Below are 24,255 nucleotides of genomic sequence, written 5' to 3'. Positions count from 1 at the left end.
GCCACCCGTCCTGCCGCTCCGGCCCCCGGGCCGCCGCGTCCGGACCCGCGCCCGGCGCCGGCACGAAGGCCGGCCGCCCGGCACCCTCACCCGCGCTCCCGCCGCCCCCCGGCGCCAGGCCCGACGCCCCCGGGCGCCGGTGCGGCAGCCCTATCGCGTCGGCCGCCTCCTGAAGCCACTCGGGGGGGCTCAGCAGGAACGACGTCGCGTTCAGGTCGATGCGCCGCGGCGGCTCCTCGGCGACCGGCTCCGGCTCGCCGCCGTCCACCGCCCCGTACTCCTCCTCGTAACGGCGGATCACCTCGCCCACCGGCAGCGCCGGCCACAGCGTCGTCTCCCCGCTGTCCCGCGCTATCACCAGGCGCGCGCCCCGCGGCCCGGCCGCCGGGCCGTCCTGCCGGTCCTCCGCCCAGGCCACGAAGCCCAGGCCGAACTCCCGCACCCGCACCTCGCGCTGCTGGTACGCGGGCACGTCACCGTTGATCCACTGCTCGGCGCGCTCCTGCGCCTGCGCGTACGTGACCACCCCGCTCACCCCTCCACCGGCACGGCGAACGCGAAGCCGCCCTCCACCATCAGGCCCGCCACCGTCTCCAGCTCCGGGGGATTGCCCACCAGCCGCAGCAGGAAGGCGTCGAAGTCCTCACCGCAGGGCAGCATCAGATACTCCACCCGCTCCCCCACCGTCCAGCCGTCGCGGTCCCGCGCGTCGTCGTACGCGCAGAACCACACCGAGCCCACCGCCTCGCCCTTCACCTTTACCGCCAGCACGCCGCCCTGCACGAAGGCCACCCCCAGGAAGTCCTTCGTGAAGTGGTCCCGCAGGCACTTGTTGACATACACCAGGTCGTTGACCGCGGCCTCGTCGCGGATGGTGAAGAACGGCTGGTCCACCAGCAGACCGAGCTGCGGGTCCAGCGCCACGCCCACCGGCGCGCAGCCGCCCGCCGCCTTCAGGAACGACCGGTACGCCTCCGGCAGCCGGAACCCCAGGTCCTCCTCCACCCCGGCCACCTGCTCCTCGGAGACCGCCAGCCCCCGCCGCGGCAGCCCGAAGTGCACCGGGCGGGTGTCCTGCAACGGGCGGGTGCCGCGCTTGTCCTGGTCCACCTCCGCCGTCGCCAGGCCCGCGTGGTGCCGCAGCAGCGCCTTCACCTCGGCCGGGACCAGCTCCATGCGGCGCGTGCCCGCCACGTGATGCCACGTCCAGCCGTGCGGGGTCGCCACCGAAGGCGCGCCCTGCCACAGCTCGTGGCCCGCCGCGTGCAGCGCCGCGTTCGCCGAGACGAAGTCCGTCAGCCGCAGCTCGTCCACGCCGAAACCCTCCGGAGGCTCGGCGATCTCGGCGGCCGCGCGCGCGTACGGCGCGAAGTCCGGGTAGCCGCGCTCGTCCACCCGCACCCCTCTGGGGTGGCGGGCGGCGCGCACCGGGTCCGGAAAGTGCACGACCTGACCCGCGTAGGCCGCGTTCGGCGGCGCGACCTGCTGCCCGAGCCGACCTGTCGTCATGGCGGATGCCCCCTGCTGCTGCTGGCTGCTACGACACAGACTATGCGGTGGGTGCGACACCAGTCCCGCGCCCGCCCGCCTTACGCCCCGGCCCCGGCCCCGCCCGCCCGCCGCAGGACCCCCGCCTGCCTCCCCCGCACGCCCGCCCCGCGACCGCCGACCGCTCCCCGGCCCCTCCTGGCGTTCCGCTCATCCGTCCGCTTCCCGCCCCTTCCCGCCCCGCGACCGGGCTGGGACCCTTGTGCGGCCCGGCCCTCGGACGGGTGGACAAATGCCGCCCCCGCTTCCGCATCAGGTGCCCCATTTGGCAGGCTGGCCCCGCAACATGGGGATTGCCCAAGGAGGCAGGCACCACATGCACACCACGCGGCACAGCGACAGCGACGCCGGGCCGCCCGCGCCGGGCGACCCACGGCTCGTATGGAGCACCGGAGAGGGCGACACCGACCCGCCCCCGCTCCTGCACCGCCGCGAGGCCATCCTGCCCGCCGTCGCCGCCGCCCTGTGCGTCCGCGGCAAGACCCTCACCTGCACCGCGGGCAAGGCCGACGAACCCCCCGCGCTCCACCCTCTCGTCCAGGACTTCCTCGACACCCTCACCAGCGCCCAGCGCGAACGCTTCACCGGCCGCTGCCCCGAAGCCATCCTCCTCTCCCGCCACCTCACCGCCCTCGACACCGCCCGCGGCAAGCGCGCCACCCGCAAACCCCTCACCCACGGCCAGGCCCGCCGCTCCCTGAAGCAGGCGAAGATCACCGCGCGCCGGATACGCGAGGACGGCGACCCGCGGCACGGCAGCTACTCCCCGCCCTGCCGCTCCTGCGCCGCCCTGCTGGCCCACTTCGGCGTACGGACCGTCGACCTGGCCGCGACCCAGGAGTGACATGCGCGCAACACGCACCTCGCCCGCCTCGCCCGTACAGCGCGCACCGGCGCCGCGACCCGCCGCCGAAGCACCCGAACGCCCGCGGCCCGCACCCGCCCACACCCGCCCGCCGGGGAGCACCCCCGCCGAGCCCGACACCCCCACCACACCCATGAACACCCCACGCTTCCCCGCCGCCGTCGACGCCGTGCTGCGCGAAGCCGGCTGGCAGCCCGACCGCTGGGACATCAAACAGGCCGAAGCCTGGGCCGACACGCTGCGCGCCCACACCTCCCCGGCCGGACACCGGCACGCCGTCTTCCCCGCCGCCGTCGAAGCCTGGGCCGAATTCGGCGGACTGTGCCTGCGGCCCCCCGCCGCCGGCCGGCACATCGCCCCCGCGCCCGTCCTCCTCGACCCCCTGCACGGCCTGCACCTCGCCCGCACCCTCGGCGACCTCGGCCGCGCTCTGGGCACCGAGGTCTGCCCACTGGGCGAGGAAGCCGACGGACAGGGCCTGCTCACCATCGACGCCGAAGGCCGGGTCTACAGCCTCGACCACACCGGCGACTGGTACCTCGGCCGGGACATCGACACGGCCCTCGTCACCCTCGTCACCGGCACCCAGCCGCGCCGCCTGTCCCGCCACACCGCCACCGGATAACGGGCCGCCCCGCCGCCCGTACCCGCCGACCCACCCCTCCCGCGCGTACGGACCGGACCGTGCGCGGGAGCCCTACCGGGCCGATCAGCCACCCCTTCCGCGCGTACGGACCGGACCACCGACGCGCCGACGCCCGCGGCCCCGCCCCCCGGCAACCCGGCACCCGCCCGGCACACCAGCAGCCCCGGACCGCATCACGCAGCCCCCGCCGGCGCGCCTCACCCGGACCGCAGCCGCTTGGCCATCACCCGCTCCCTGCGCCCGTCGGGCATCAGGTCACCGGGCCGACCCGTGTCCTCGAAACCATGCCGCCGGTACAACGCGATCGCGTGCCCGTTCCCCGGCGCCACCGCCAGCTCCAGCACCTCCGCCCGCGCCGCCGCCCACCGCTCCACCGCCCGTACCAGGTGATCCCCCACCCCACGCCCCCGCGCCTCCCCGCGCACCCACAGGGAGACCAGCTCCACCACCCCCTCGCGCGCGCCCGGCACGCCCCCCGCCATCCCGACCGGCCTCCCGTCCAGCACCGCCAGCAGGCTGCACGAACCGGGAACGCCCAGCCGGGCGCGCCACCGCTCCTCCCGGTCGCCGTCCCCCTGCCAGTCCGCCAGCCGCGACCCGAAGGCATACGGGGCCTCGGCCAGCGCCGCCAGCCTCAGCTCACGCCACCACGGCCAGTCGTCCACCGTCAGCACCCACGACTCGATCACGCCAGGAGGCTGTCCCACGACGGCACCCCAGGCAACCGGATAACCGGGGAGCCGAGGGCCGGGTGGCCGGGGAGCCGAGGGCCGGACAAGGCGCCGCACCCCGCGAGCCCCGGGCCCTCAGCCGGTCCCGGCCCGGTCCCCGNGCGAGCCCCGGGCCCTCAGCCGGTCCCGGCCCGGTCCCCGCTGGCCGCACGCTCCTGCGCCCGCCCCGCCTCCGCACCCCCGCCGGAACCCCCGCCCGCGCTCTCCGCCGCCCCGCCCGTACCCCCGGCCGGCTCCGCACGCCCCGCCGCGCCCGCCGAACCGGCCGCACCACCGGCCCCGGCGCCGTCCGCGGAACCGTCCGCGGCACCCTCCTCCGCCCGGTCCGGAATCACCGCCGACACCCGGAACCCGCCCGCCGCCGTCACCCCCGACACGAACCCCCCGCCCAGCGTCGTCACCCGCTCCCGCATCCCCACCAGGCCATTGCCCCCGCTGGGCAGGCCCGCGTCCGCCGCGCCGCCCTCCGACGGGCCGTTCTCCACCAGCACCGCCACCTCCGCCCCCCGGTACGCCAGCCGCACCCGGGCCCAGGCGCCCGGCGCGTGCTTGTGCACGTTGGTCAGCGCCTCCTGCACCACCCGGTACGCCGCCCGCTCCACCCGCGGCGCGTACGGCCGCGCCTCCCCCTCCACCGACAGCTCCACCGCCATGCCCGCCGCCCGCGACTGCCCGACCAGGGACTCCAGCTCCCCCAGCGACGGCCCGCCCGCCGCCTCCGCCGCCCCGGTCCCGCCCGCCGCCGCCGACGCGGCCGCCGCCACCACGGCCAGCGGCACCGGCTCCCGCGCCGCCGCCCCGCGGGCCTCCCCGGCGCCGCCCTCCCCCGGACCCGGCTCCGACCGCAGCACGCCCAGCATCTGCCGCAACTCCGTCAGCGCCTGCCGCCCCATGTCGCCGACCAGCGCCGCGTTCCGCGACGCCTTCTCCGGATCCTTCACCGCCACCGCCTGCAACGCCGCGGCGTGCACCACCATCAGACTCACCCGGTGCGCCACCACGTCGTGCATCTCCCGGGCGATCCGCCTGCGCTCCTCGCCGCGCGCCCACTCGGCCCGCTCCTCCGCGCGCTCCGCGAGCAGCGACAGCTCCCGCTCCAGGCCGTCGGCCCGCTCCCGCAGGCTCTCCACCAGCCGCCGCCTCGCCCCCACGTACAGGCCCAGCAGCACCGGAGGCGCGGTCACACCGAGCGCCGTCAGCACCGACAGGACCGGGATCACCCAGAACGGCGGGTCCCACTCGTCCTCGGCCACGGCCTGGTGGAACCGCACCAGCAGAATGATCAGAGCCGCCAGGCCGGACATCCCGGCGAGCACCGCCGTGATCCGGCGCGGCAGCTCGGACGCGGCGAGGCTGTACAGCCCCACCACCCCCAGCAGCAACCCCATCTCGGCGGGCGTGACCGCTATGGCGACCAGCACCACCACGATCGGCCACCGCCGCCGCACCAGCAGCGTCGCCCCGACCACGGCGCCGAACAGCACGCCCAGCGCGGTCGGTATGTGGGCCTGACCGGAGAAGTCCACCCCCTCGGCGGCGCACTCCGCCGCCGACACCGCCGCGAGCGACACGTCGAGCACCATCGCCCGGCGCCGCGCCCACCACCACGGTCCACCGGGTCCGCGGCCCGCGCCCGCTGCCCGGGCAGCCCCCGTCCCACTCATGGTGACCAGACTACGGCCGGACACCGACACTTCCACGGCGGCGCGACAGCACGGAAACGGGATCCGAGGAGGGCGAGACAGGCATTCTTCACCTGAAATAAGGAATTGGGCCTATGGTCCCACCGAACGGGGCCCGGCCCGGCCGACACTGGCCCCATGGTCCAGGCGAAGCCCGAACTGAAGGCACGCGCGCGCGAGTTACGGCGCGCCGGAAAGACCTACGACGAGATCGTGACCGAGCTGGGCGTCTCGAAGAGCTCGGTGTCGCCGTGGGTGAGAGACCTCCCGAAACCCCCGACCCCGCCCGCGCGGCTGCGCCGCATGATCGAGGCCCGCTGGGCTCCGCACCGCCGCGCCACCGCGCTCCGGCGGCTGGAGACGAAGCTGGCGGCGGCCCGGGAGATCGGCCGGATGACCGACCGGGAGCTGTTCCTGGTGGGGGTGGGGCTGTACTGGGCGGAGGGGACCAAGAGCAGGCCCTACCGGCCGAAGGAGCGCGTCGCCTTCATCAACAGCGACCCGGAGATGATCCAGGTCTACCTCGCCTGGCTCTCCCTGCTGGGCGTGGCCGCCGACCGGCTGCGGTTCTACGTGATGATCCACGAGTCCGCCGACGTGGGCGCGGCGGAGCGCTACTGGGCGGATCTGACCGGCATGGACGCCGCGGCCTTCGGCAAGACGACCCTGAAGAGGCATAACCCGAAGACCGTCCGGAAGAACGTGGGCGAGGATTACCACGGGTGCCTGGTGGTTCACGTCCTCGACGGCGCCGACTTGTACCGTCGCATCGAGGGCTGGTGGTACGGCATAGTAGTGGGGGCCAAGTCGACGGTCTGACCGACTGTCCGATTTGGGAAATTTACTATCCGCTGTGGTGTAATTGGCAACACTGGTCACTTTGGATGACTTATTCCAGGTTCGAGTCCTGGCAGCGGAGCCTCGAAGCCGGCCCTCCGGCCGTGCGGGCCCCCGCCCGCGTACAACGTTTCTCCCGCAAAACAGCCCGGTATCCTGCGGGTGTCCACCCCACGAAGCCGAGCCCGAAGGGCACATCCGTGAGCGTCACACGCCCGGCAGCCGTCGTCGTCCTCGCAGCGGGTGAGGGCACCCGCATGAAGTCGGCGACACCCAAGGTCCTGCACGCGATCTGCGGCCGCTCCCTCGTCGGCCACGTGATCGCCGCCTCCCGCGAACTGTCGCCCGAGCACCTGGTGGTGGTCGTGGGCCACGCCCGCGAGCAGGTCTCCGCGCACCTCGCCGAGCTGGACCCGGACCTGGTCGTCGCCGTGCAGCACGAGCGCCGGGGCACCGGGCACGCCGTACGGGCCGGGCTGGACGAGCTGTCCCGGCGCGGGGCCGCGCTGGACGGGACCGTGGTGGTCGTCTGCGGCGACACCCCGCTGCTGACCGGGCAGACCCTCGCCGACCTCGCCGGGGCGCACGCCGCCGACGGCAACGCGGTGACCGTCCTGACCGCGCGCGTCCCGGACGCGACCGGGTACGGGCGGATCGTGCGCGACGGCGCCACCGGGGCCGTCACCGCGATCGTGGAGCACAAGGACGCCACCGACGCGCAGCGGGCTGTCCGGGAGATCAACTCCGGGGTGTTCGCGTTCGACGCGCGGCTGCTGGCGGACGCGCTGGGCAAGGTGCGCGCCGACAACAGCCAGGGCGAGGAGTACCTGACCGACGTGCTCGGCATCCTGCGGGAGGCCGGGCACCGGGTGGGGGCCACGGTGGCCGGGGACCACCAGGAGATCGTCGGCATCAACGACCGGGTGCAGCTGGCGCAGGCCCGCGCGCTGCTGAACGCCAGACTGCTGCGGCGGGCCATGCTGGCCGGCGCGACCGTGGTCGACCCGGCGTCGACCTGGGTGGACGCGGCAGTCACCTTCGAGCCGGACTGCGTGATCCACCCCGGCACGCAGCTGCTGGGCGCCACGCACGTCGCCGCGGACGCCGAGGTGGGGCCGCACTCGCGGCTGACGGACACCGCGGTGGGCGCGGGGGCCACGGTGAGCTTCACGGTCGCCGAGGGCGCGCGGATCGGCGCGGGGGCGAGCGTGGGTCCGTACGCGTACCTGCGGCCGGGCACCCGGCTGGGCGAGCGGGCGAAGGCGGGTACGTACGTGGAGATGAAGAACGCCGAGGTGGGCGAGGGCACGAAGGTGCCGCACCTGAGTTACGTGGGGGACGCGACCATCGGCGCGTACACGAACATCGGGGCGGCGAGCGTCTTCGTCAATTACGACGGCGTACACAAGCACCACACGACCATCGGCAGTCACTGCCGGACAGGAGCGGACAACATGCTGGTCGCTCCAGTCACTATCGGTGACGGTGCCTATACCGCGGCGGGGTCTGTTATTACCAGGGACGTACCCGCGGGTTCACTTGCCGTTGCCCGGGGGCAACAGCGCAACATCGAGGGGTGGGTGGCCCGCAAGCGGCCCGGGAGCGCGGCGGCGCAGGCCGCGGCGCGTGCCGCCGACGAGGCGGCGCGGGCGGACGGGGCCGGGCGCGGCGCGGAGGGTGAGGGCGGGGAGCGGTGACCCTGCGTGCACTCGTGCGCCGTGCGGGGCGTACCGTGAGAAGCGCACTCAAAGTGACATTCAAGGAGACTGTGCTGTGACCGGGATCAAGACGACCGGCGAGAAGAAGCTGATGCTCTTCTCCGGCCGCGCCCACCCCGAGCTGGCCGAGGAGGTCGCCCACCAGCTGGGCGTCAGCTTGGTCCCGACGAAGGCCTTCGACTTCGCCAACGGCGAGATCTACGTGCGCTTCGAGGAGTCGGCGCGCGGGGCCGACTGCTTCCTGATCCAGAGTCACACGACTCCGATCAACAAGTGGATCATGGAGCAGCTCGTCATGCTGGACGCGCTGAAACGTGCCTCCGCCCGCAGCGTGACCGTGATCGTCCCGTTCTACGGGTACGCGCGCCAGGACAAGAAGCACCGCGGCCGGGAGCCGATCTCGGCGCGGCTGATCGCGGACCTGTTCAAGTGCGCGGGTGCGGACCGGATCGTCACGATCGACCTGCACACCGACCAGATCATGGGCTTCTTCGACGGCCCGGTGGACCACCTGTTCGCGCTGCCGGTGCTGGCGGACTACGTGGCCGGGCAGGTGGACCGGACGAAGCTGACGGTGGTCTCGCCGGACGCGGGCCGGGTGCGGGTGGCGGACCGGTGGTGCGACCGGCTGGGCGCGCCGCTGGCGATCGTGCACAAGCGGCGGGATCCGGATGTGGCCAACCAGGTGACGGTGCACGAGGTGGTCGGCGACGTGCGCGGCCGGGTGTGCGTCCTGGTGGACGACATGATCGACACCGGTGGCACGATCTGCGCGGCGGCGGAGGCGCTGTTCGCCAACGGCGCGGAGGACGTGATCGTGGCGGCGACGCACGGGGTGCTGTCGGGCCCGGCCGCGGACCGGCTGAAGAACTCGGAGGTCAGCGAGTTCATCTTCACCAACACGCTGCCGACGCCGGGTGAGATGGAGCTGGACAAGGTGACGGTGCTGTCGATGGCGCCGACGATCGCGCGGGCGGTGCGGGAGGTCTTCGAGGACGGCTCGGTGACGAGTCTGTTCGACGAGCAGGCCTGAGGCCTCTGGCCGGGGCCGGTCGGTCTGGCCGGCCCTGGCTGCTCCGGCTGCCTTGTCGGTTTGGGTGGTCTCGGCTGGGCCGGTCGGTCTCGGTTGTTCCGGCTTCCCCGGTCGGCTTGGTCGGTTTCAGCTGCTCCGGTCGGGCCCGGCCCCCCGGTCGGGCCCGGCTCGCTCCGTCGGGGCGGCCGATTGGGCCGGTGCGCGCGGGCTGGGTAGAATCGCCTGGTTGCTCGGCGAGGGAGGCCGCGTTCACGCGCGGCTGGTCCGTTATCGACGCGCACCGCGCTGTCCTGGCATGGGGCGTGGCGTCGTGGCTGGGTGACGGCCACAGGAAATCCACCCATCGCGAGGAGTGCAAGGTCATGGCCGAGGTGAAGATCTCCGCGGAGCCCCGTACGGAGTTCGGCAAGGGCGCCGCCCGTCGTATCCGCCGCGCCGACAAGGTGCCGGGCGTCGTCTACGGGCACGGCACGGAGCCGGTCCACGTGGCCCTGCCGGGTCACGACCTGATGCTGGCGCTGAAGACGCCGAACGTGCTGATCGGACTGGACGTCGAGGGCCGCCGCGAGCTGGTGATCCCCAAGGCCGTGCAGCGGGACCCGCTGAAGGGCTTCCTGGAGCACGTGGACCTGCTGGTCGTCAAGCGCGGCGAGAAGGTCACCGTGGAGGTGCCGGTGCACACCGAGGGCGAGCTGGCGCCGGGCGGGAACCTGCTGGAGCACGTGCTGAACGCGCTGCCGGTCGAGGCCGAGGCCACGCACATCCCGGAGTCGGTGACGGTGTCGGTCGAGGGCCTGAACGCGGGACACTCGGTGCTGGCGCGGGACATCACGCTGCCGTCGGGCACGTCGCTGGCGGTCGAGGAGGACGCGGTGGTGCTCCAGGTGGTGGCGGCGCAGGCCGAGGCCGCGCCGGAGGAGGGCGGCGAGGGCGAGGGCGAGGCCTGACGTAGGCTCGCCCCGGCCCGGGTGTGTACTGGCCCTGGCCCGTGTGCGTGCCGGCCGAGGCCGCGTGCGTACTGGCCGGGGCCCGTGTGCGTGCTGTCGGTGCCCCCGCGCTCTTTCGGGCTCGGGGGCACCGGGCTGTGGTGGTCGTACGAGTCGTGAAGGAGGCCGGTGATGGCGGGTGACGCGAGCCCGTGGCTGGTGGTGGGGCTGGGCAACCCCGGGCCGGAGTACGCCCGCAACCGCCACAACGTCGGCTTCATGGTGGCCGACCTGCTGGCCGGGCGGATGGGGGCGCGGTTCAAGTCGCACCGGTCGCGGGCGCAGGTGGTGGAGGGTCGGCTGGGCCCGCCGGGGGATGCGGGGCGGCGCGTGGTGGTGGCCAAGCCGTCGTCGTTCATGAACCTGTCGGGGGGGCCGGTGGCGGCGCTCGTGGACTTCTACAAGGTGCCGCTGGAGCGGCTGGTGGTGGTCCACGACGAGCTGGACGTGGACTACGGGGTGCTGCGGCTGAAGGCGGGCGGCGGGGACAACGGGCACAACGGGCTGAAGTCGGTGACGAAGGCGCTGGGTGCGGGGTACTGCCGGGTTCGGTTCGGGATCGGGCGCCCGCCGGGACGGATGGATGTGGCGGCGTTCGTGCTGAAGGACTTCTCGGCGGCGGAGCGCAAGGAGCTGGACTACTTCGTGGACCGGGCGGCGGATGCGGTGGAGGCGCTGGTCCTGGGGGGTCTGGAGCGGGCCCAGAACGCGTATCACGCGTAGCGTCCGCCGCATGGTGCGGGTGCTGGTGGGCGGGCGGGGCCGGGGGCTCCGGGGCGGGGTCCTGGACTCGGATATTTTCGCATTTCGGCGGCCTGAACTCGGGCGTTGAGCGGCCCAGAACCCGCCGCCCAAATACCAAAATATACGGTCACGTCCAGGACCCTGCCCCTGCGCCCCCGGCCCCTCCCGTCTCGTCGCCGGCTCTCCCCCGGCGCCCCTTTCCCCCGCTTCGGGCCGGGATCTTTCCCGTCTCGTCGCCTCCCCGCACCCCGGTGAGCCTTCCGTCCGTCGCCGGCTCTCCCCCGGTGGGGGCTGCCCGGCCTGGCCCGTCTTCGGGCGCCCGGCGGTCGGCCGCTCTCCTCCCGGCCGGGGCTTCGCTGCCCGCTCTTCGGCCCCTCCGCCGTCAGCGGCTCTCCCCGGTGGGGGCTCCGCTGCCGCCGTCGGCGGCCCCCCGGTGGGGACCGGCGGACCGGGGTCCGGCCGTCCGGCGGGCGGAGCCGGGGCCCCGCCCCGGGCCGGGGCGGGCGCCGACCGCGCAGGTCACCCCGTGTTGCGCATGCCCGCCGCCACGCCGTTGACCGTCAGCAGCAGGGCGCGGGCGAGCAGCGGGTCCGGGTCCTCGCCGTGTTCGCGGGCGGTGCGCTGGCGGTGCAGGAGGGCGACCTGGAGGTAGGAGATGGGGTCGAGGTAGGCGTCGCGGATACGGAAGGTCTGCTTCAGGACGGGGTTGAAGTCCAGCAGCTCGGCCTCGCCGGTGACCCGCAGGACCTCCTCGACGGTGCGCTCGTACTCGTCCCGGATGACGTCGAAGACGTGCCGCAGCTCCTCGGGGACGAGGGTGTCGACGTAGTGCCGGGCGATGCGCAGGTCGGTCTTGCCGAGGGTCATCTCGACGTTGGCGAGGAAGTTGCGGAAGAAGTGCCAGTGCTGGTGCATCTCGTCCAGGACGGTGCTCAGGCCGACCTCGCGGGCGGCGCGCAGGCCGGAGCCGACGCCGAACCAGCCGGGGACGATCTGCCGGGACTGGGTCCAGCCGAAGACCCAGGGGATGGCGCGCAGCCCGTCGAGGCCGGCGCCGGAGTCGGGGCGGCGGGAGGGGCGGGAGCCGAGGTGCAGTTCGGCGAGCTGGTCGACGGGGGTGGAGGCGAAGAAGTAGGCGGGCAGGTCGGGGTCGTCCACGAGGGCGCGGTAGGCGGCGTGGGCGGCCTCGGAGACGGTGTCCATGGCCGCGTCCCAGCGGGCGAGGGCCTCGGTGGACTGGCGGGGGGCGGTGTGCAGGGCGGAGGCCTGGAGGGTGGCGGAGACGGCCAGCTCCAGGTTCTCGCGGGCGAGGTCGGCGAGCAGGTACTTGTCGGAGATGACCTCGCCCTGCTCGGTGACCTTGATCTCGCCTTCGAGGGTGCCCCAGGGCTGGGCGAGGATGGCGTCGTGGGCGGGGCCGCCGCCGCGGCCGACGGTGCCGCCGCGGCCGTGGAAGAGGCGCAGCCGTACGCCGTGCCGGTGGGCGACGTCGCGCAGCCGGCGCTGGGCGCGGTGGATCTCCCACTGGGAGGTGGTGATGCCGCCGAACTTTGACGAGTCGCTGTAGCCGAGCATGACCTCCTGCACGTCGCCGCGCAGGGCGACCAGGCGGCGGTAGGAGGGGTCGGCGAGCATCTCGTCCAGCAGCCGGTCGGCGACCTTCAGCTCGTCGGGGGTCTCCAGCAGGGGGACGATGCCGATCTTGGCCCAGCCGGCGTGCAGGTCGACGAGGCCGGCCTCGCGGGCGAGGACGGCGGCGGCGAAGACGTCGTCGGAGCCCTGGCACATGGAGATGATGTAGGACTCGACGACATCGGGGCCGAAGCGCTCGAAGGCCTCGCGAACGGTGTGGAAGACGCCGAGGGTGCGGGCTCCGGCGGGGTCGAGGGGCGCCGGGCTGGGGGCCAGGGGGCGGCGGGAGCGCAGTTCCTTGGCGAGGAGCCGGCGGCGGTAGTCGCGGGGCATGTCGGCGTACCGCCAGGATTCCTCGCCGAGGCGGTCGAAGAGCTGGCCGAGGGCGTGGTGGTGGGCGTGGGCGTGTTCGCGCACGTCCATGGTGGCCAGTTGGAGGCCGAAGGCGGCCAGGACCCGCAGGGCGCGCTCGACGCGGCCGTCGGCGATGAGCTGGCCGCGGTTGGCGCGCAGCGAGTCCTGGACGAGGGTCAGGTCGGCGAGGAGTTCGGCGGTGCCGAGGTAGTCGCGGCCGGGCTGGTGGGGCAGGCCGGCGGTGATGCGCGCCCGGGTGTTGACGAGCTTCTGGCGTACGCAGGTGGCCTTGAGGCGGTAGGGCTCTTCGGCGTTGAGGCGCTTGTAGCGGGGGCTGATCTCGGGCAGCAGCTCCAGGTCGCGCTGGAGGGAGGCGAGCACGTCCTCGGTGGCGCCGCAGTTGCGGATGGAGTTGGACAGGGCGGCGCGCAGGTCGTCGGCGAGGGCGATGGCGTCGTTGATGCCGTGCTCGTGCTGGAGGGTGAGGACTTCCCAGGTGACCTCGGGGGTGACGTTGGGGTTGCCGTCGCGGTCGCCGCCGATCCAGGTGCCGAAGGTGAGCGGGCGGGTGCCGGCGGGCAGGGTGACGCCGACCCGGTCGAGTTCGGCGGCGAGGTCTTCGAGGACGTCCCCCACCACGCCGGCGTGCAGCTCGTCGAGGTAGTAGATGGCGTTGCGGGCCTCGTCGGCGGGCTCGGGGCGGGCGACGCGCAGCTCGTCGGTCTGCCACAGCAGGTCGATGTTCTCGGCGAGGCGGGGGGCGAGGCGGCGCTCGTCGCCGCCGGTGCCGAGGCCGTCGAGGAGGGCGGCGATGCGGCGCAGCTTGTTCAGCACGCTGCGGCGGGCGGCCTCGGTGGGGTGGGCGGTGAAGACGGGGCGGACGGCCAGGTGGGCGGCGGTCTGCCGCAGGTGCGCGGGGTCGGCGTCCTTGAGCTGGTCGGCGGTGCGGGCGAGGATGCCGCCGTCGGCGGCGCGGCGGGCGCGCAGCTCGCGGCCGCGGTGCACCTGCTCGGTGATGTTCGCCAGGTGGAAGTAGGTGGAGAAGGCGCGCACCAGCTTGGTGGCGGTGGGCAGGTCGGTGCGGCCGAGGAGTTCGGCGGCGGCCTCGCCGTCGGTGCGGGTGAGGCGGCGGACCCGCTCGACGAGGTCGAGGAGCTCGGGCCCCTCCTGCCGGACGAGGGTGGCGCCGAGGAGGTCGCCGAGGCGGCGGATGTCGGCCCGCAGGGCGGCGGTCCGCAGGGCTTCGGCATCGGACGAGCGGGGGTGGTCGGGGGTGAGGCGGGTGTTGTCGGCACTGCTCACAGGTGCGGGCTCCTTGCAGTGGTGGCAATCTCGGCAACGTGCGGACCTCATCGTCCGGCTCACTCCAGGATAGGCGGCACGCCCCCGCCGTTATCCACAGCGCTATTGCCCTGCTTCCCGGCCCTGCCATACTTACGACGCCGTAGGTTACGGAACCGTAGCCCTGCCCCCGAGCCCCACGAGGGATTTCATGACTGCAAGCCCCGACGTGATCGACGACGCGCCGAAGGCCCAGGAGACACCGCTTCCCTACGCCACGCTCGGCGGGGACAACAAGCGCTCCATTGAGCAGATCACTCTGCTGCTGTTCATCATGGTGCCGTTCGCGGCGCTGGCCGCCGCCATCCCGCTCGCGTGGGGCTGGGGGGTGACCTGGCTGGACCTGACGCTGATGGTGGTGATGTATTTCGTAGGCTGCCACGGCATCACCATCGGTTTCCACCGGTATTTCACGCACGGCTCGTTCAAGGCCAAGCGGCCGCTGCGGATCGCGCTGGCGATCGCGGGGTCGCTGGCGGTGGAGGGCCCGCTGGTGCGCTGGGTGGCGGACCACCGCAGGCACCACAAGTTCTCCGACGCCGAGGGCGACCCGCACTCCCCGTGGCGGTACGGGGAGAGCGTCCCGGCCCTGCTGAAGGGCCTGTGGTGGGCGCACATCGGGTGGCTGTTCGACGAGGAGCAGACGCCGCAGCACAAGTACGCGCCCGACCTGGTCAAGGATCCCGCGATCCGGATGATCTCCCGCCAGTTCGTCCTGTGGACGATCGTGTCCCTGGCGTTCCCGGCGGTGGTCGGCGGCCTGGTGACGTGGTCGTGGCAGGGCGCGGCGAGCGCCTTCTTCTGGGGGTCGCTCGTTAGGGTGGCGCTGCTGCACCACGTGACGTGGTCGATCAACTCGATCTGCCACGCGGTCGGCAGGCGTCCGTTCAAGTCCCGGGACCGCTCGGGGAACGTGTGGTGGCTGGCGGTGCTCTCCTGCGGGGAGTCGTGGCACAACCTGCACCACGCCGACCCGACCTCGGCGCGGCACGGCGTGCTGCGCGGCCAGGTGGACTCCAGTGCCCGCCTGATCCGCTGGTTCGAGAAGGCCGGCTGGGCGTATGACGTGCGCTGGCCGAACCAGTCCCGTATCGACGCCCGCCGCAAGGAGGGCGGGGCGCCGGAGGAGGCCGTCGCCGAGGAGGCCGCCCGGGCGGCGTGATGGAGCCGGGGGCGGACGGCGGCGGGCGGAGAGCCCTGGCATCGGGGTCCGGGCGCGCAGGGCGCGGCCACCGGGTGCGGATGTCGGGCAAGGAGCGCCGCGAGCAGCTGCTGGACGTGGGCCGGGCGCTGTTCGCCCAGCGGGGGTTCGAGGGCACGTCGGTGGAGGAGATCGCGGCGCGGGCCGGGGTCTCCAAGCCGGTGGTCTACGAGCACTTCGGCGGCAAGGAGGGGCTGTACGCGGTGGTGGTCGACCGGGAGATGCGCCAGCTGCTGGACATGGTGACCGGCGCGCTGACCGCGGGCCATCCGCGGGAGCTGCTGGAGCAGGCGGCGTTCGTGCTGCTGGACTACATCGAGCACTACACCGACGGGTTCCGGATACTGGTGCGCGACTCCCCGGTGGCGCAGTCGACGGGCACCTTCGCGTCGCTGATCAGCGACATCGCCACGCAGGTGGAGGACATCCTGGGGCTGGAGTTCAAGGCCCGGGGGTTCGACCCGAAGCTGGCCCCGCTGTACGCGCAGGCGCTGGTGGGGATGGTGGCGCTGACCGGCCAGTGGTGGCTGGACGTGCGCCGTCCGAAGAAGGCGGAGGTGGCGGCGCACCTGGTGAACCTGGCGTGGAACGGCCTGGAGGGTCTGGAGCCGAAGCCGCGCCTGGTGGGCCACCGCCGCAGTTAGGGCGTCACGCGAGCGGCCCGGCACGGTCTTCGTGCCGGGCCGCCGTGCTGTCCGGCCCCGCGGGCGGGCTCGTTCGGCGGTACGCGGCCGTACGGGGCTCCCCCGCCCCTACGGGCGCCTCTCGCGCTCGTACGGGCCCGCCGCCCGCGTGGTGTCAGCCGGCCGGCTTCGTGGCCACGGCGAAGACGCGGCGGAAGGGGAAGACCGTGCCGTGGCGGCCGGGCGGGTAGGCGGCCCGCAGCAGGTCGCGGTATTCGGCGAGGAACGCCCGTTCGGCTTCGGGGTCGCCGGCGAGCGCGGTGAGCGCGGGCCGCAGCGCCGTGCCCTTGACCCAGTCGAGCACCGGGTCGGGCCCGGTGAGCAGCAGCAGGTAGGTGGTCTCCCACACGTCCGCCGCGCAGCCGAGGCCGGTGAGGCGGTCGAGGTAGTCGGCGGGGTCCAGGACGGCGGAGACGGCGGGTTGCGCGGGGACGCGGCCGCGCCAGCGCGGGGCGGCGCACAGGTCGGCGAGCAGCGCGTGGCTGGGCGCGGTGAAGTTCCCGGGGACCTGGAAGGCGAGCGTGCCGCCGGGCCGCAGCGCGTCCAGCCAGGTGCCGAAGCGGTCGGCGTGGCCGGGCACCCACTGGAGGGTGGCGTTGGACACGATCAGGTCGTACGGCCCGTCGGGGGTCCAGCTGAGGACGTCGGCCCGCTGGAAGCCGAGGCGGCCGCCGCCGGGGGTGGGTCCGGCGTGGGCCTCGGCCTCGCGCAGCATCTCCGGCGAGGTGTCCAGGCCGGTGACGTGGGCGGCGGGCCAGCGGTCGGCGAGCAGCGCGGTGAGGTGGCCGGGGCCGCAGCCGAGGTCGGCGACGCGGGGGCGGCCGGGTGCGCGGTCGGCGGGCGGGTCGGGGACGCGGGCCAGGAGGTCGTGGAAGGGGCGGGCGCGGACGTCGGCGTACCGCAGGTACTGGCCGGGGTCCCAGCGCGGCGCGGCGGACATGGTCATGGCGGCTCCCTGGCTGACGCGGTGGCGTGGCCGGCGGCGGGCCGCGGGGCCGCCGCCGGGGGTGCGGGCACGGGGTGCCCGGGTGGCGCGGTCGGGCACCGGGGCCGAGCCAACCATCAATTTATCTCGACGTCAAGAGACTTCACATCGACAGACCTACTACACTTCACGTCATGGAGGACGAGGTCGATCGGCTGGTCGCGGCGTGGCGCCGGGAGCGCCCTGACCTCGACGTCGAGCCGCTGGAGGTGCTCAGCCGGGTCAGCCGGCTGGCCCGCCACCTCGACCGGGCGCGGCGGCTGGCGTTCGCCGAGCACCAGCTGGAGCCGTGGGAGTTCGACGTGCTGACCTCGCTGCGCCGGGCCGGCACCCCGTACCAGCTCTCGCCGGGCCAGCTGCTCACCCAGACGCTGGTCACCTCCGGCACGATGACCAACCGCATCGACAGGCTCGCCAAGAAGGGCCTGGTCGAGCGGCTGCCCGACCCCAGCGACCGGCGCGGGGTGCTGGTGCGGCTGACCGCCGAGGGCCGCGACCGCGCGGACGAGGCGCTGGCCGCGCTGCTGGTCCAGGAGCGCGCCATTCTGGAGGAGCTGTCCCGGGCGCAGCGCGGCGAGCTGGCCGCGCTGCTACGCCAGCTGACCGCCCCGTTCGACAACCTCCCCTAGGTCCGCCGGGCCGACCCCGGCGCGCCGGGCCAGGGCCACGGCGGCCAGCGTGGAGTGCACGCCGAGCTTGCCCAGCACGTTCTGCATGTGGGTGCGGACGGTGTGCGGGGACAGGAACAGCCGCTCGGCCACGGCCTTGCGCCCCAGGCCCGCCACCATGCAGCGCAGCACCTCGCGCTCGCGCGGGGTGAGGGACTCCACCAGACGCTGGCTCTCGGTGCGGTGCTTGCGGGTCGCGGTCAGCTCGCGCAGCACGCCGGTGAGCAGGGCGGGCGGCAGGTGCGTCTCGTCACGCAGCACGCCGCGCACCACCGACAGCAGGCGGGAGAGGGAGCAGTCCTTGGCGAGCCAGCCGGAGGCGCCCGCCTGGAGCGCTGCCGCCGCGCGGCGCGGGTCGTCACGGGCGGCGAGCACCACGGCCCGCACGCCCGCCTGCGCGGTGCGGACCGCGCCGACCAGCGTCACACCGTCCACCGCGCGGCCCTCGGGCGTGCGGACCTCGCCGCGCGGGTCGCCGCCGCGGGCCTGCGGCGCGGCCTCCCGGGCGGCCGGCTGCCGGGGGACGCCCTCGGGCGCGCCCGCGCCGAGGTCCGCGTCGACCAGCATCACGTCGTAGCGGCGGCCCTCCGCCGCCCCGCGCTCCAGGCAGCGCAGCGCGGCGGAGCCGTTGCCCGCCACCGCCACGTCCACGTCCTGCTCCGACGCCAGGGCCGCGGCGAGCGACTCGGCGAAAATGCGGTGGTCGTCGACCACGAGTACGCGAATACGTCCCACGAAACCCCCCAAATCGATGGAGAACACCACCGGCAGCGCCCCAGCGACGCCTGGCGCGGGTCCCGCACTCCGCACGGCGGCGGCCGTACGGTCCTCGCTCCCCGCCCCGGGCGCCGACCACTGCCCTGTGTCCGCCCCCTGAACGGCGCCGGCCCCCACCGACGCTCTGCCCAGCGTACGGCCGGTGCCCGGCGGCGCCGGGCGAAACGGCGAAACTGCCCCGCGCTCCTGCTTAAGGTAAGGATCGTGTTCCGTATCGAGGAAGAAACCAACCAAGAACGGCGGAATATGATCGAGGAGCGGCTGGAGGACTACAACACCTCCCGTTCCGCGGTCATGCACGCCATGCGCGGAGAGCCCGCCGACGACGAGCGCCCCGTGCACCTCTACGCCCACGCCGACGACGGCGCGCTGGCCGGGGGTCTGATCGGCCACGCCTGGGGCCACTGGCTGCACGTCGAGCTGTTGTGGGTCGACGAGCGGTGGCGCGGCAGCGGCCTGGGCAGCCGCCTGGTCGCGCGCGCCGAGGAGATAGCCCGCGACCGACTCGGCTGCGTGCACGCGCGCGTGGAGTCCTGGGGATTCCAGGCTCCCGCCTTCTACGAGAAGCTGGGCTACCGCCTGCTGTGCGTCATCCCGGACTACCCGCCGGGCGAGACCGACCACCTGCTGGTCAAGGAGCTGACCGCGCCGTAGCGAGGACCGCGCCGTAGCGAGGACCGCGGCGCGGCGAGGACCGCGGCGGGCCGCCCCGGGCCGGGCGTCCCCCTCCCGCGGGCCGGGCGGCCGGCCGGCGCCTGGGGCGTCGCCCGGGTCGCAGTGCGTCGGCCGGACGCGGCTCAGGCCGGGCGGCCCGGCTCAGGCCAGGCGGCGGGCGCCCGGCCCCGGCACCGCCGGGAAGACGCGCGGAGCGCGGTACCCGGCGGCGGCGAACGCCTCGCCCACCGCCCGCGCCACCGGCTCCGCCTTCCCGTCGTCCACCAGGACGATGGCCGAGCCGCCGAAGCCGCCGCCCGTCATCCGGGCCCCCAGCGCGCCCGCCGCGTTCGCCGCCTCGACCACCAGGTCCAGCTCCGGGCAGGAGATCTCGAAGTCGTCGCGGCACGAGGCGTGACCCGCCGTCAGCACCGGCCCGATGCCGCGGACGCCGGACGCGCCGGGCCCGGCGTCGGCGGCCGCGTCCAGCAGCGCGGCCACCTCCTCCACCCTGCGGTTCTCCGTGACCACGTGCCGCACCCGCCGCGCCACCCGCTCGCCCGCGCCGCCCGGGCCCGTCAGGCGCGCGAGCGCGTCGTCCAGCTCCTCGTACGCGACTTCGCGCAGCGCGCGCACGCCCAGCGCCCGCGCGCCCGCCTCGCAGGAGGCGCGCCGGTCGGCGTACGCGCCGTCGCCCAGCTCGTGTGTGACGCGCGTGTCGACCACCAGCAGCCGCAGACCGTGCGCCGCCAGGTCGAACGGCACCTGCCGCAGCGTCAGGTCCCGGGTGTCCAGGTGCAGGGCGTGGCCCTCGGCGCAGCAGGCGGCGGCGGTCTGGTCCATGATCCCGCAGGGCACGCCCACGAAGTCGTTCTCCGCGCGCCGGCACAGCCGGGCCAGCCCCAGCGGGTCGAGGCCAAGGCCGTACAGGTCGTTCAGCGCCGTGGCGGTGGCCACTTCCAGAGCGGCCGAGGAGGACAGGCCGGCGCCGGTGGGCACGGTGCTGTCGTAGTGCAGGTCGGCCCCGCCCACCGGCAGTCCGGCGGCGCGCAGCGCCCACACCACACCTGCCGGGTAGGCCGCCCAGCCGCCCCGGTCGCCGCCGGGCGCGGCCGGTGCCAGGTCGTCCACGCGCGGCGAGACCACGCCGCCGGCGGCGCCGCCGGAGCTGAGCCGCAGCAGCCCGTCCGCGCGCGGGGCGGCGGCGGCCAGGCAGGTGTGCGGCAGGGCGAGCGGCATGACGAAGCCGTCGTTGTAGTCGGTGTGCTCGCCGATCAGGTTGACCCGGCCGGGCGCGGCCCACACGCCCGCGGGCCCGGTCCCGAACACCTCCCGGAAGCGCGCGGCCGTGCGCCCGGGCCCGTGCCCCGCGCCGGGGCCCGCCCCGGCGGCGGGGTCCGCCCCGGAAGCAGGGGGCTGCGGGCCCGGGCGCACCGCGCTCACGCCCCGTCCCGCCGCTGGGCGAACTCCCACGCGTCCCGGATGATCCCGGCCAGGTCGGCGCGGCGCGGCGTCCAGCCGAGCCGCCGCCGGGCGCGCTCGGCGGCGGCGACCAGCACGGCCGGGTCGCCGCCGCGCCGGGGGGCGGCGGTCTCGGGGACGGGGTGGCCGGTGACCTGGCGGACGGTCTCGACGACCTGGCGGACGGAGAAGCCGTTGCCGTTGCCGAGGTTGCAGATCAGGTGCTCGCCGGCCGCCACCCGCCCGTCCAGCGCCGCGTCCAGCGCCAGCAGGTGGGCGTCGGCGAGGTCGGCGACGTGGATGTAGTCGCGCACGCAGGTACCGTCGGGCGTGGGGTAGTCGTCGCCGTAGACGGAGATCGCCGCCCGCCGGCCCTGGGCGACCTGGAGGACGAGCGGGATGAGGTGCGACTCGGGGTCGTGCCGCTCGCCGTACGGGCCGTAGGCGCCGGCGACGTTGAAGTACCGCAGGCTGACGGCGGCCAGGCCGTGCGCGGCGCACTCGCCGGTGATCATGTGGTCGACGGCGAGTTTCGTGGCGCCGTACGGGTTGGTGGGCGCGGTGGGGAAGTCCTCGGTGATGGGCGTGCCGGCCGGTTCGCCGTAGGTGGCGGCGGTGGAGGAGAACACCAGGGTGCGCACGCCCGCGTCGCGCATGGCGGCGAGCAGGTCGGTGGTGCCGCCCACGTTGTTCAGCCAGTACTTCTCCGGGTCGGCGACCGATTCGCCGACCTGCGAGCTGGCCGCGAAGTGCAGCACGGCGTCGTAGGAGGAGTCCAGCCACTTGGCGGCCTCCTGCACCCGGCCCTCGACGAACTCCGCGCCCTCCGGCACGCCGTCCCGGTGGCCGGTGGACAGGTCGTCCAGCACGGTCACCCGGTGGCCGGCCTGGAGCAGGTGGGCGGCCACCACTCCGCCCACGTACCCGGCACCGCCTGTGACCAGGTACTTCCTGTTGTGCGCAGCACTCACTGACTCGCTACCTCTCGCAGTCGCTGGGCCGCGGCCTCCGGCGGCACGTCGTTGACGAACACGTCCATGCCGGACTCGGAGCCCGCGAGGAACTTCAGCTTGCCCGAGGTCCGGCGGATCGTGAAAAGCTCCAGGTGGAGCGCGAAGTCCTGGCGGCCGTCGGCGCCGCGCGGCGCCTGGTGCCAGGCCGCGACGTACGGCGTGGGGCCGGCCGCGCCGGGGTCCGCGGTGAAGATCCGGTCGAAGCGCTTCAGCAGTTCCAGGTAGAGCTGTGGGAACTCGGTGCGCGCGGCGTCGCCGAGCGCGGTGAGGTCCGGGACCCGGCGCAGCGGGTAGAGGTGCACCTCGTACGGCCAGTGGGCGGCGTACGGCACGAAGGCCACCCAGTGCTCGCCCGCCAGCACCACCCGGCTGCCGTCGGCCCGCTCGTCGGCGACGACGGCGTCGAAGAGGTTGGCCCCGCCGGTCTCCGCCCGGTAGGCGCGCACCGACCGGAGCATCGTCTCGGTGCGCGGGGTGGTGAAGGGGTACGCGTAGATCTGGCCGTGCGGGTGGCCGAGGGTGACGCCGATCTCCTGGCCCCGGTTCTCGAAGCAGAAGACCTGCTCCACGCCGGGCAGCCGGGACAGCTCGGCCGTCCGGTCGGTCCACACGTCCAGCACCAGCGCTACCCGGTCGGGGGTCAGGTCGGCGAAGGAGGCGTCGTGGTCGGAGGTGAAGCACACCACCTCGCAGCGGCCGACGCCGCCGGCCAGGGACGGGAAGCGGTTCTCGAAGACCACGACGTCGTAGTCGGGGGCGGGGACCTCGCTGAGCCGCCCGTCGCGGGAGGGGCACAGGGGGCACTGGTCGGCGGGCGGGTGGTAGGTGCGCCCCTGGCGGTGGGAGGCGACGGCGACCGCGTCGCCGAGGAGGCGGTCGCGGCGGATCTCCGAGCGGGTCTCGGTCGGCGTGAGGGGCCGCCGGTCGGGGTGGTCGCGCGGCGTGCCGTCCCGCGCGTCGTAGTAGATCAGCTCGCGCCCGTCCGCGAGACGGGTGGACGTCTTCTTCACCCTGCCATCCCTCGACGTTCCCCAATCGAACACGATCAAACACAAGGAAGCACAAATCAACAGCTCCGGTCAAGACGCCCAGGGCCTTCAAACCGGTACAACCTGATACCGCTACGCCCCATTGGGAAAAAAGCGTGGTGGCCCAGCCGCGCCCACGCCGCCGCCGCAGTGATCGACCAGCACATCCGTCAGGCCCGACAGCGGAAGTCGAAGCCTCGCGCCCGCCGCGCCTAGCCGCGCCCAGACCGCCCCGCATCATCACAAAAAGCCCCGGGGGCACGTGGAAGACCACGTATCCCCGGGCGTTGAGTCGGCCCGCGCCCCTGCCATCGGGACAAGGGACGGGTGCACGGCCGGTGCTGGCAGACGCCGCACCCTCACGCGGACCGGTCACAGGGCCCGGCCAGGAGAATCCCCAGACTCCCGGCCGGGGCTTGGGTAGCCCGACCCGCCGCACCACCCCGGACAGGACGAAGACCGGTGGCACGAGCGGACCGGGCCGAGGGACGGACGCGCTGACCCGACCAGGACCGGCTCGGGGGATTCGCCGGAAGAGACCAGCGCCCCCGCCCCCGTCTGCAGGGGGGCGGCGGTACCCCCCGGGTGTGCAGGCAGCGGCGCCCGCCGCGTACGTCGGACAGCTTCAACCGCCGCGCCGCGCCGCACTCCAGGCACCGGCACGCCCACCCCTGCGACGCCCGTCCCGGATACGCCTCGATCGGCTCGAACCCCGCCTCACGCAGCTCCGCCTCCGCCTCAGCCGGAGTCACCGGAGGCGTATGCCGCCGGTCCCCCGTCCGGCCCCGGCGAGCAGGCTGCCGCGCCACCGGAACCGCCACGAACTCCGGCTCCCGCTCCCCGGGCGCGCCCGCGTCGCCCTGCACCAGGTGCGGCGGACCGCCCAGCCACGCGCCCAGGCTCCGGGCCGTCTTCCGGTGGCACCGGCACCCGTACCGGCCCCCCAGACACAGCGCGTGCGCCTCCACCACACCCCCCGGCCGCCGGGCCACCGCGCACTGATCAGACACCCACCCCCCGCCACCACCGGCCGGGGGCGCACCGGCCCCGATCACCCCCACCACCCCCGTATCCCAAACCACGACCTACCACCCGCCGACCCGCCAGGCGGGCACGGCTCGACCAGCGCGCACACTCCGCGCGCCCACTCCATGACTTCCGGCAGGGAAATCATGTGGTCCTCCTTATCTGGTCCGGCATGTGGTTGGTGGCCCCGCCCGCCCGTCGGGGGGAGTGAGCGGACGGGCAGACGGGGCCGGTGCGGGGTGCCGACGCGGAGCCACCACGCCGACACCCCAGGTCCCTCACCGCCGACGAGGGGCAGCGGCGCCGGTGCGCGGTCCCGGCCGCGCGACCACGGGCAGGCAGGACGGGAGCCCGAGCGGCGCTCGCTCGGCTCGCGGGCGCCCCGCCGAGGGACGACTGTGGGCTGCGCCTTCGGACCGGACGTCGGATTACGCGACGTACCCGCAAATAAGGCACCGGACCGCGCCGCGAGCGGTCGGCGCGAAGTCGGGGGGCAGTTCATCCGTGTTGTGCTGCGAGCAGATGGGGGGTTCCGGCCTCTTGGGTGTGTCCTTTTCCTTAAGCTCAGGCTCGGTCTTATTGCGCCGCTTGAACACGTTTTTACCTCTCTTCGCGGGTGGACAGGGGGCGCCGGGCAACGGT

The 24,255-nt window shown here is 74.4% G+C and carries 20 protein-coding genes, 1 tRNA gene and 1 pseudogene; 12 read left to right on the top strand and 10 right to left on the bottom strand.

Annotated features, from left to right (window positions below):
- Both RKE29_RS13190 and RKE29_RS13185 read right to left on the bottom strand, forming a co-directional pair.
- Nucleotides 1-535 (bottom strand): annotated as a pseudogene (locus tag RKE29_RS13190) (hypothetical protein); the annotation flags it as partial.
- On the bottom strand, nucleotides 532-1,509 hold the full coding sequence (locus tag RKE29_RS13185; RefSeq protein WP_312005392.1) for an SMI1/KNR4 family protein: 978 nt from the start codon (nucleotides 1,507-1,509) through the stop codon (nucleotides 532-534). The gene RKE29_RS13185 and the pseudogene RKE29_RS13190, both read right to left, overlap by 4 nt.
- Before the next feature lie 355 nt (nucleotides 1,510-1,864).
- Here RKE29_RS13185 and RKE29_RS13180 point away from each other — a divergent pair, with 355 nt between their 5' ends.
- Together RKE29_RS13180 and RKE29_RS13175 are read left to right on the top strand one after the other, a co-directional pair.
- Complete coding sequence (locus tag RKE29_RS13180; RefSeq protein ID WP_312005391.1) at nucleotides 1,865-2,392, top strand: YwqJ-related putative deaminase; 528 nt, start codon at nucleotides 1,865-1,867, stop codon at nucleotides 2,390-2,392.
- A gap of 154 nt (nucleotides 2,393-2,546) precedes the next feature.
- On the top strand, nucleotides 2,547-3,038 hold the full coding sequence (locus RKE29_RS13175; protein WP_312005390.1) for an SUKH-3 domain-containing protein: 492 nt from the start codon (nucleotides 2,547-2,549) through the stop codon (nucleotides 3,036-3,038).
- A 218-nt stretch (nucleotides 3,039-3,256) separates the two neighbouring features.
- Here the strand turns inward: RKE29_RS13175 and RKE29_RS13170 are convergent, their stop codons facing one another.
- Together RKE29_RS13170 and RKE29_RS13165 are read right to left on the bottom strand one after the other, a co-directional pair.
- Complete coding sequence (locus RKE29_RS13170) at nucleotides 3,257-3,748, bottom strand: GNAT family N-acetyltransferase (RefSeq protein WP_312005389.1); 492 nt, start codon at nucleotides 3,746-3,748, stop codon at nucleotides 3,257-3,259.
- A 158-nt stretch (nucleotides 3,749-3,906) separates the two neighbouring features.
- Nucleotides 3,907-5,454: a histidine kinase gene (locus tag RKE29_RS13165; RefSeq protein WP_312005388.1), complete on the bottom strand. Its 1,548-nt coding sequence runs from the start codon at nucleotides 5,452-5,454 to the stop codon at nucleotides 3,907-3,909.
- A 156-nt stretch (nucleotides 5,455-5,610) separates the two neighbouring features.
- Here RKE29_RS13165 and RKE29_RS13160 point away from each other — a divergent pair, with 156 nt between their 5' ends.
- The 6 genes from RKE29_RS13160 (at nucleotide 5,611) to pth (ending at nucleotide 10,769) form a co-directional block, all read left to right on the top strand.
- Nucleotides 5,611-6,291 (top strand): hypothetical protein, encoded by a 681-nt coding sequence (locus tag RKE29_RS13160; protein ID WP_312005387.1) that lies wholly within the window; start codon nucleotides 5,611-5,613, stop codon nucleotides 6,289-6,291.
- A gap of 28 nt (nucleotides 6,292-6,319) precedes the next feature.
- Nucleotides 6,320-6,391, top strand: a tRNA-Gln gene (locus RKE29_RS13155).
- A 118-nt stretch (nucleotides 6,392-6,509) separates the two neighbouring features.
- A complete protein-coding gene (gene glmU, locus RKE29_RS13150; protein ID WP_312005386.1) occupies nucleotides 6,510-8,006 on the top strand; it encodes a bifunctional UDP-N-acetylglucosamine diphosphorylase/glucosamine-1-phosphate N-acetyltransferase GlmU in 1,497 nt (498 codons plus the stop codon).
- A 76-nt stretch (nucleotides 8,007-8,082) separates the two neighbouring features.
- Nucleotides 8,083-9,060, top strand: coding sequence for a ribose-phosphate diphosphokinase (locus RKE29_RS13145; protein ID WP_312005385.1), 978 nt, complete (start codon nucleotides 8,083-8,085; stop codon nucleotides 9,058-9,060).
- Nucleotides 9,061-9,422: 362 nt separating this feature from the next.
- Nucleotides 9,423-10,007 carry a 50S ribosomal protein L25/general stress protein Ctc gene (locus RKE29_RS13140; protein ID WP_312005384.1) on the top strand — a complete coding sequence of 195 codons (585 nt, stop codon included), beginning with the start codon at nucleotides 9,423-9,425 and terminating at the stop codon, nucleotides 10,005-10,007.
- A 171-nt stretch (nucleotides 10,008-10,178) separates the two neighbouring features.
- Nucleotides 10,179-10,769: an aminoacyl-tRNA hydrolase gene (gene pth / locus RKE29_RS13135; RefSeq protein WP_312005383.1), complete on the top strand. Its 591-nt coding sequence runs from the start codon at nucleotides 10,179-10,181 to the stop codon at nucleotides 10,767-10,769.
- 540 nt (nucleotides 10,770-11,309) lie between these two features.
- Here the strand turns inward: pth and ppc are convergent.
- Nucleotides 11,310-14,078: a phosphoenolpyruvate carboxylase gene (gene ppc / locus RKE29_RS13130; protein ID WP_312005382.1), complete on the bottom strand. Its 2,769-nt coding sequence runs from the start codon at nucleotides 14,076-14,078 to the stop codon at nucleotides 11,310-11,312.
- Nucleotides 14,079-14,268: 190 nt separating this feature from the next.
- On the opposite strand from ppc, the gene RKE29_RS13125 reads away from it, so the two are divergent.
- Nucleotides 14,269-15,279 carry an acyl-CoA desaturase gene (locus RKE29_RS13125; RefSeq protein WP_312005381.1) on the top strand — a complete coding sequence of 337 codons (1,011 nt, stop codon included), beginning with the start codon at nucleotides 14,269-14,271 and terminating at the stop codon, nucleotides 15,277-15,279.
- Nucleotides 15,280-15,359: 80 nt separating this feature from the next.
- Nucleotides 15,360-15,962 (top strand): TetR/AcrR family transcriptional regulator, encoded by a 603-nt coding sequence (locus RKE29_RS13120; protein WP_312005380.1) that lies wholly within the window; start codon nucleotides 15,360-15,362, stop codon nucleotides 15,960-15,962.
- A gap of 154 nt (nucleotides 15,963-16,116) precedes the next feature.
- On the opposite strand, the gene RKE29_RS13115 is transcribed toward RKE29_RS13120, so the two are convergent.
- The gene (locus tag RKE29_RS13115) at nucleotides 16,117-16,941 is read right to left on the bottom strand and encodes a trans-aconitate 2-methyltransferase (protein WP_312005393.1); all 825 of its coding nucleotides are present in this window, start codon (nucleotides 16,939-16,941) and stop codon (nucleotides 16,117-16,119) included.
- Nucleotides 16,942-17,120: 179 nt separating this feature from the next.
- Here RKE29_RS13115 and RKE29_RS13110 point away from each other — a divergent pair, with 179 nt between their 5' ends.
- Nucleotides 17,121-17,615, top strand: coding sequence for a MarR family transcriptional regulator (locus RKE29_RS13110; RefSeq protein ID WP_312005379.1), 495 nt, complete (start codon nucleotides 17,121-17,123; stop codon nucleotides 17,613-17,615).
- On the opposite strand, the gene RKE29_RS13105 is transcribed toward RKE29_RS13110, so the two are convergent.
- Nucleotides 17,577-18,389, bottom strand: coding sequence for a response regulator transcription factor (locus RKE29_RS13105; protein ID WP_312005378.1), 813 nt, complete (start codon nucleotides 18,387-18,389; stop codon nucleotides 17,577-17,579). The two genes, RKE29_RS13110 and RKE29_RS13105, sit on opposite strands and share 39 nt — an antisense overlap.
- 246 nt (nucleotides 18,390-18,635) lie before the next feature.
- On the opposite strand from RKE29_RS13105, the gene RKE29_RS13100 reads away from it, so the two are divergent.
- The gene (locus RKE29_RS13100; RefSeq protein WP_312005377.1) at nucleotides 18,636-19,085 is read left to right on the top strand and encodes a GNAT family N-acetyltransferase; all 450 of its coding nucleotides are present in this window, start codon (nucleotides 18,636-18,638) and stop codon (nucleotides 19,083-19,085) included.
- 162 nt (nucleotides 19,086-19,247) lie between these two features.
- Here the strand turns inward: RKE29_RS13100 and galK are convergent, their stop codons facing one another.
- The 3 genes from galK to galT are packed head-to-tail and all read right to left on the bottom strand — an operon-like array spanning nucleotide 19,248 to nucleotide 22,569.
- Entirely contained in the window at nucleotides 19,248-20,528 is a 1,281-nt protein-coding gene (gene galK, locus RKE29_RS13095; protein WP_312005376.1) for a galactokinase, read from the bottom strand.
- On the bottom strand, nucleotides 20,525-21,517 hold the full coding sequence (gene galE / locus RKE29_RS13090; RefSeq protein WP_312005375.1) for a UDP-glucose 4-epimerase GalE: 993 nt from the start codon (nucleotides 21,515-21,517) through the stop codon (nucleotides 20,525-20,527). The genes galK and galE overlap by 4 nt, the downstream gene beginning before the upstream one ends.
- Complete coding sequence (galT, locus tag RKE29_RS13085; RefSeq protein WP_312005374.1) at nucleotides 21,514-22,569, bottom strand: galactose-1-phosphate uridylyltransferase; 1,056 nt, start codon at nucleotides 22,567-22,569, stop codon at nucleotides 21,514-21,516. Before galT ends, galE begins: the two co-directional genes overlap by 4 nt.
- Nucleotides 22,570-24,255: the final 1,686 nt, after the last annotated feature.

Origin of the sequence: Streptomyces sp. B1866, assembly GCF_031932565.1 — a bacterium.
In the GTDB taxonomy this organism is placed as follows: Bacteria; Actinomycetota; Actinomycetes; order Streptomycetales; family Streptomycetaceae; genus Streptomyces.
The sequence above is the reverse complement of the archived record's forward strand: the minus strand, read 5'-3'. Positions and strand labels throughout refer to the sequence as shown.

What these genes read in the sequence shown, in the direction of transcription:
- RKE29_RS13185 (WP_312005392.1), bottom strand. Translation starts at nt 1,509, where the DNA reads ATGACGACAGGTCGGCTCGGGCAGCAGGTCGCGCCGCCGAACGCGGCC.
- RKE29_RS13180 (WP_312005391.1), top strand. Translation starts at nt 1,865, where the DNA reads ATGCACACCACGCGGCACAGCGACAGCGACGCCGGGCCGCCCGCGCCG.
- RKE29_RS13175 (WP_312005390.1), top strand. Translation starts at nt 2,547, where the DNA reads ATGAACACCCCACGCTTCCCCGCCGCCGTCGACGCCGTGCTGCGCGAA.
- RKE29_RS13165 (WP_312005388.1), bottom strand. Translation starts at nt 5,454, where the DNA reads ATGAGTGGGACGGGGGCTGCCCGGGCAGCGGGCGCGGGCCGCGGACCC.
- RKE29_RS13160 (WP_312005387.1), top strand. Translation starts at nt 5,611, where the DNA reads ATGGTCCAGGCGAAGCCCGAACTGAAGGCACGCGCGCGCGAGTTACGG.
- RKE29_RS13140 (WP_312005384.1), top strand. Translation starts at nt 9,423, where the DNA reads ATGGCCGAGGTGAAGATCTCCGCGGAGCCCCGTACGGAGTTCGGCAAG.
- pth (WP_312005383.1), top strand. Translation starts at nt 10,179, where the DNA reads ATGGCGGGTGACGCGAGCCCGTGGCTGGTGGTGGGGCTGGGCAACCCC.
- RKE29_RS13125 (WP_312005381.1), top strand. Translation starts at nt 14,269, where the DNA reads ATGACTGCAAGCCCCGACGTGATCGACGACGCGCCGAAGGCCCAGGAG.
- RKE29_RS13120 (WP_312005380.1), top strand. Translation starts at nt 15,360, where the DNA reads ATGTCGGGCAAGGAGCGCCGCGAGCAGCTGCTGGACGTGGGCCGGGCG.
- RKE29_RS13115 (WP_312005393.1), bottom strand. Translation starts at nt 16,941, where the DNA reads ATGTCCGCCGCGCCGCGCTGGGACCCCGGCCAGTACCTGCGGTACGCC.
- RKE29_RS13110 (WP_312005379.1), top strand. Translation starts at nt 17,121, where the DNA reads ATGGAGGACGAGGTCGATCGGCTGGTCGCGGCGTGGCGCCGGGAGCGC.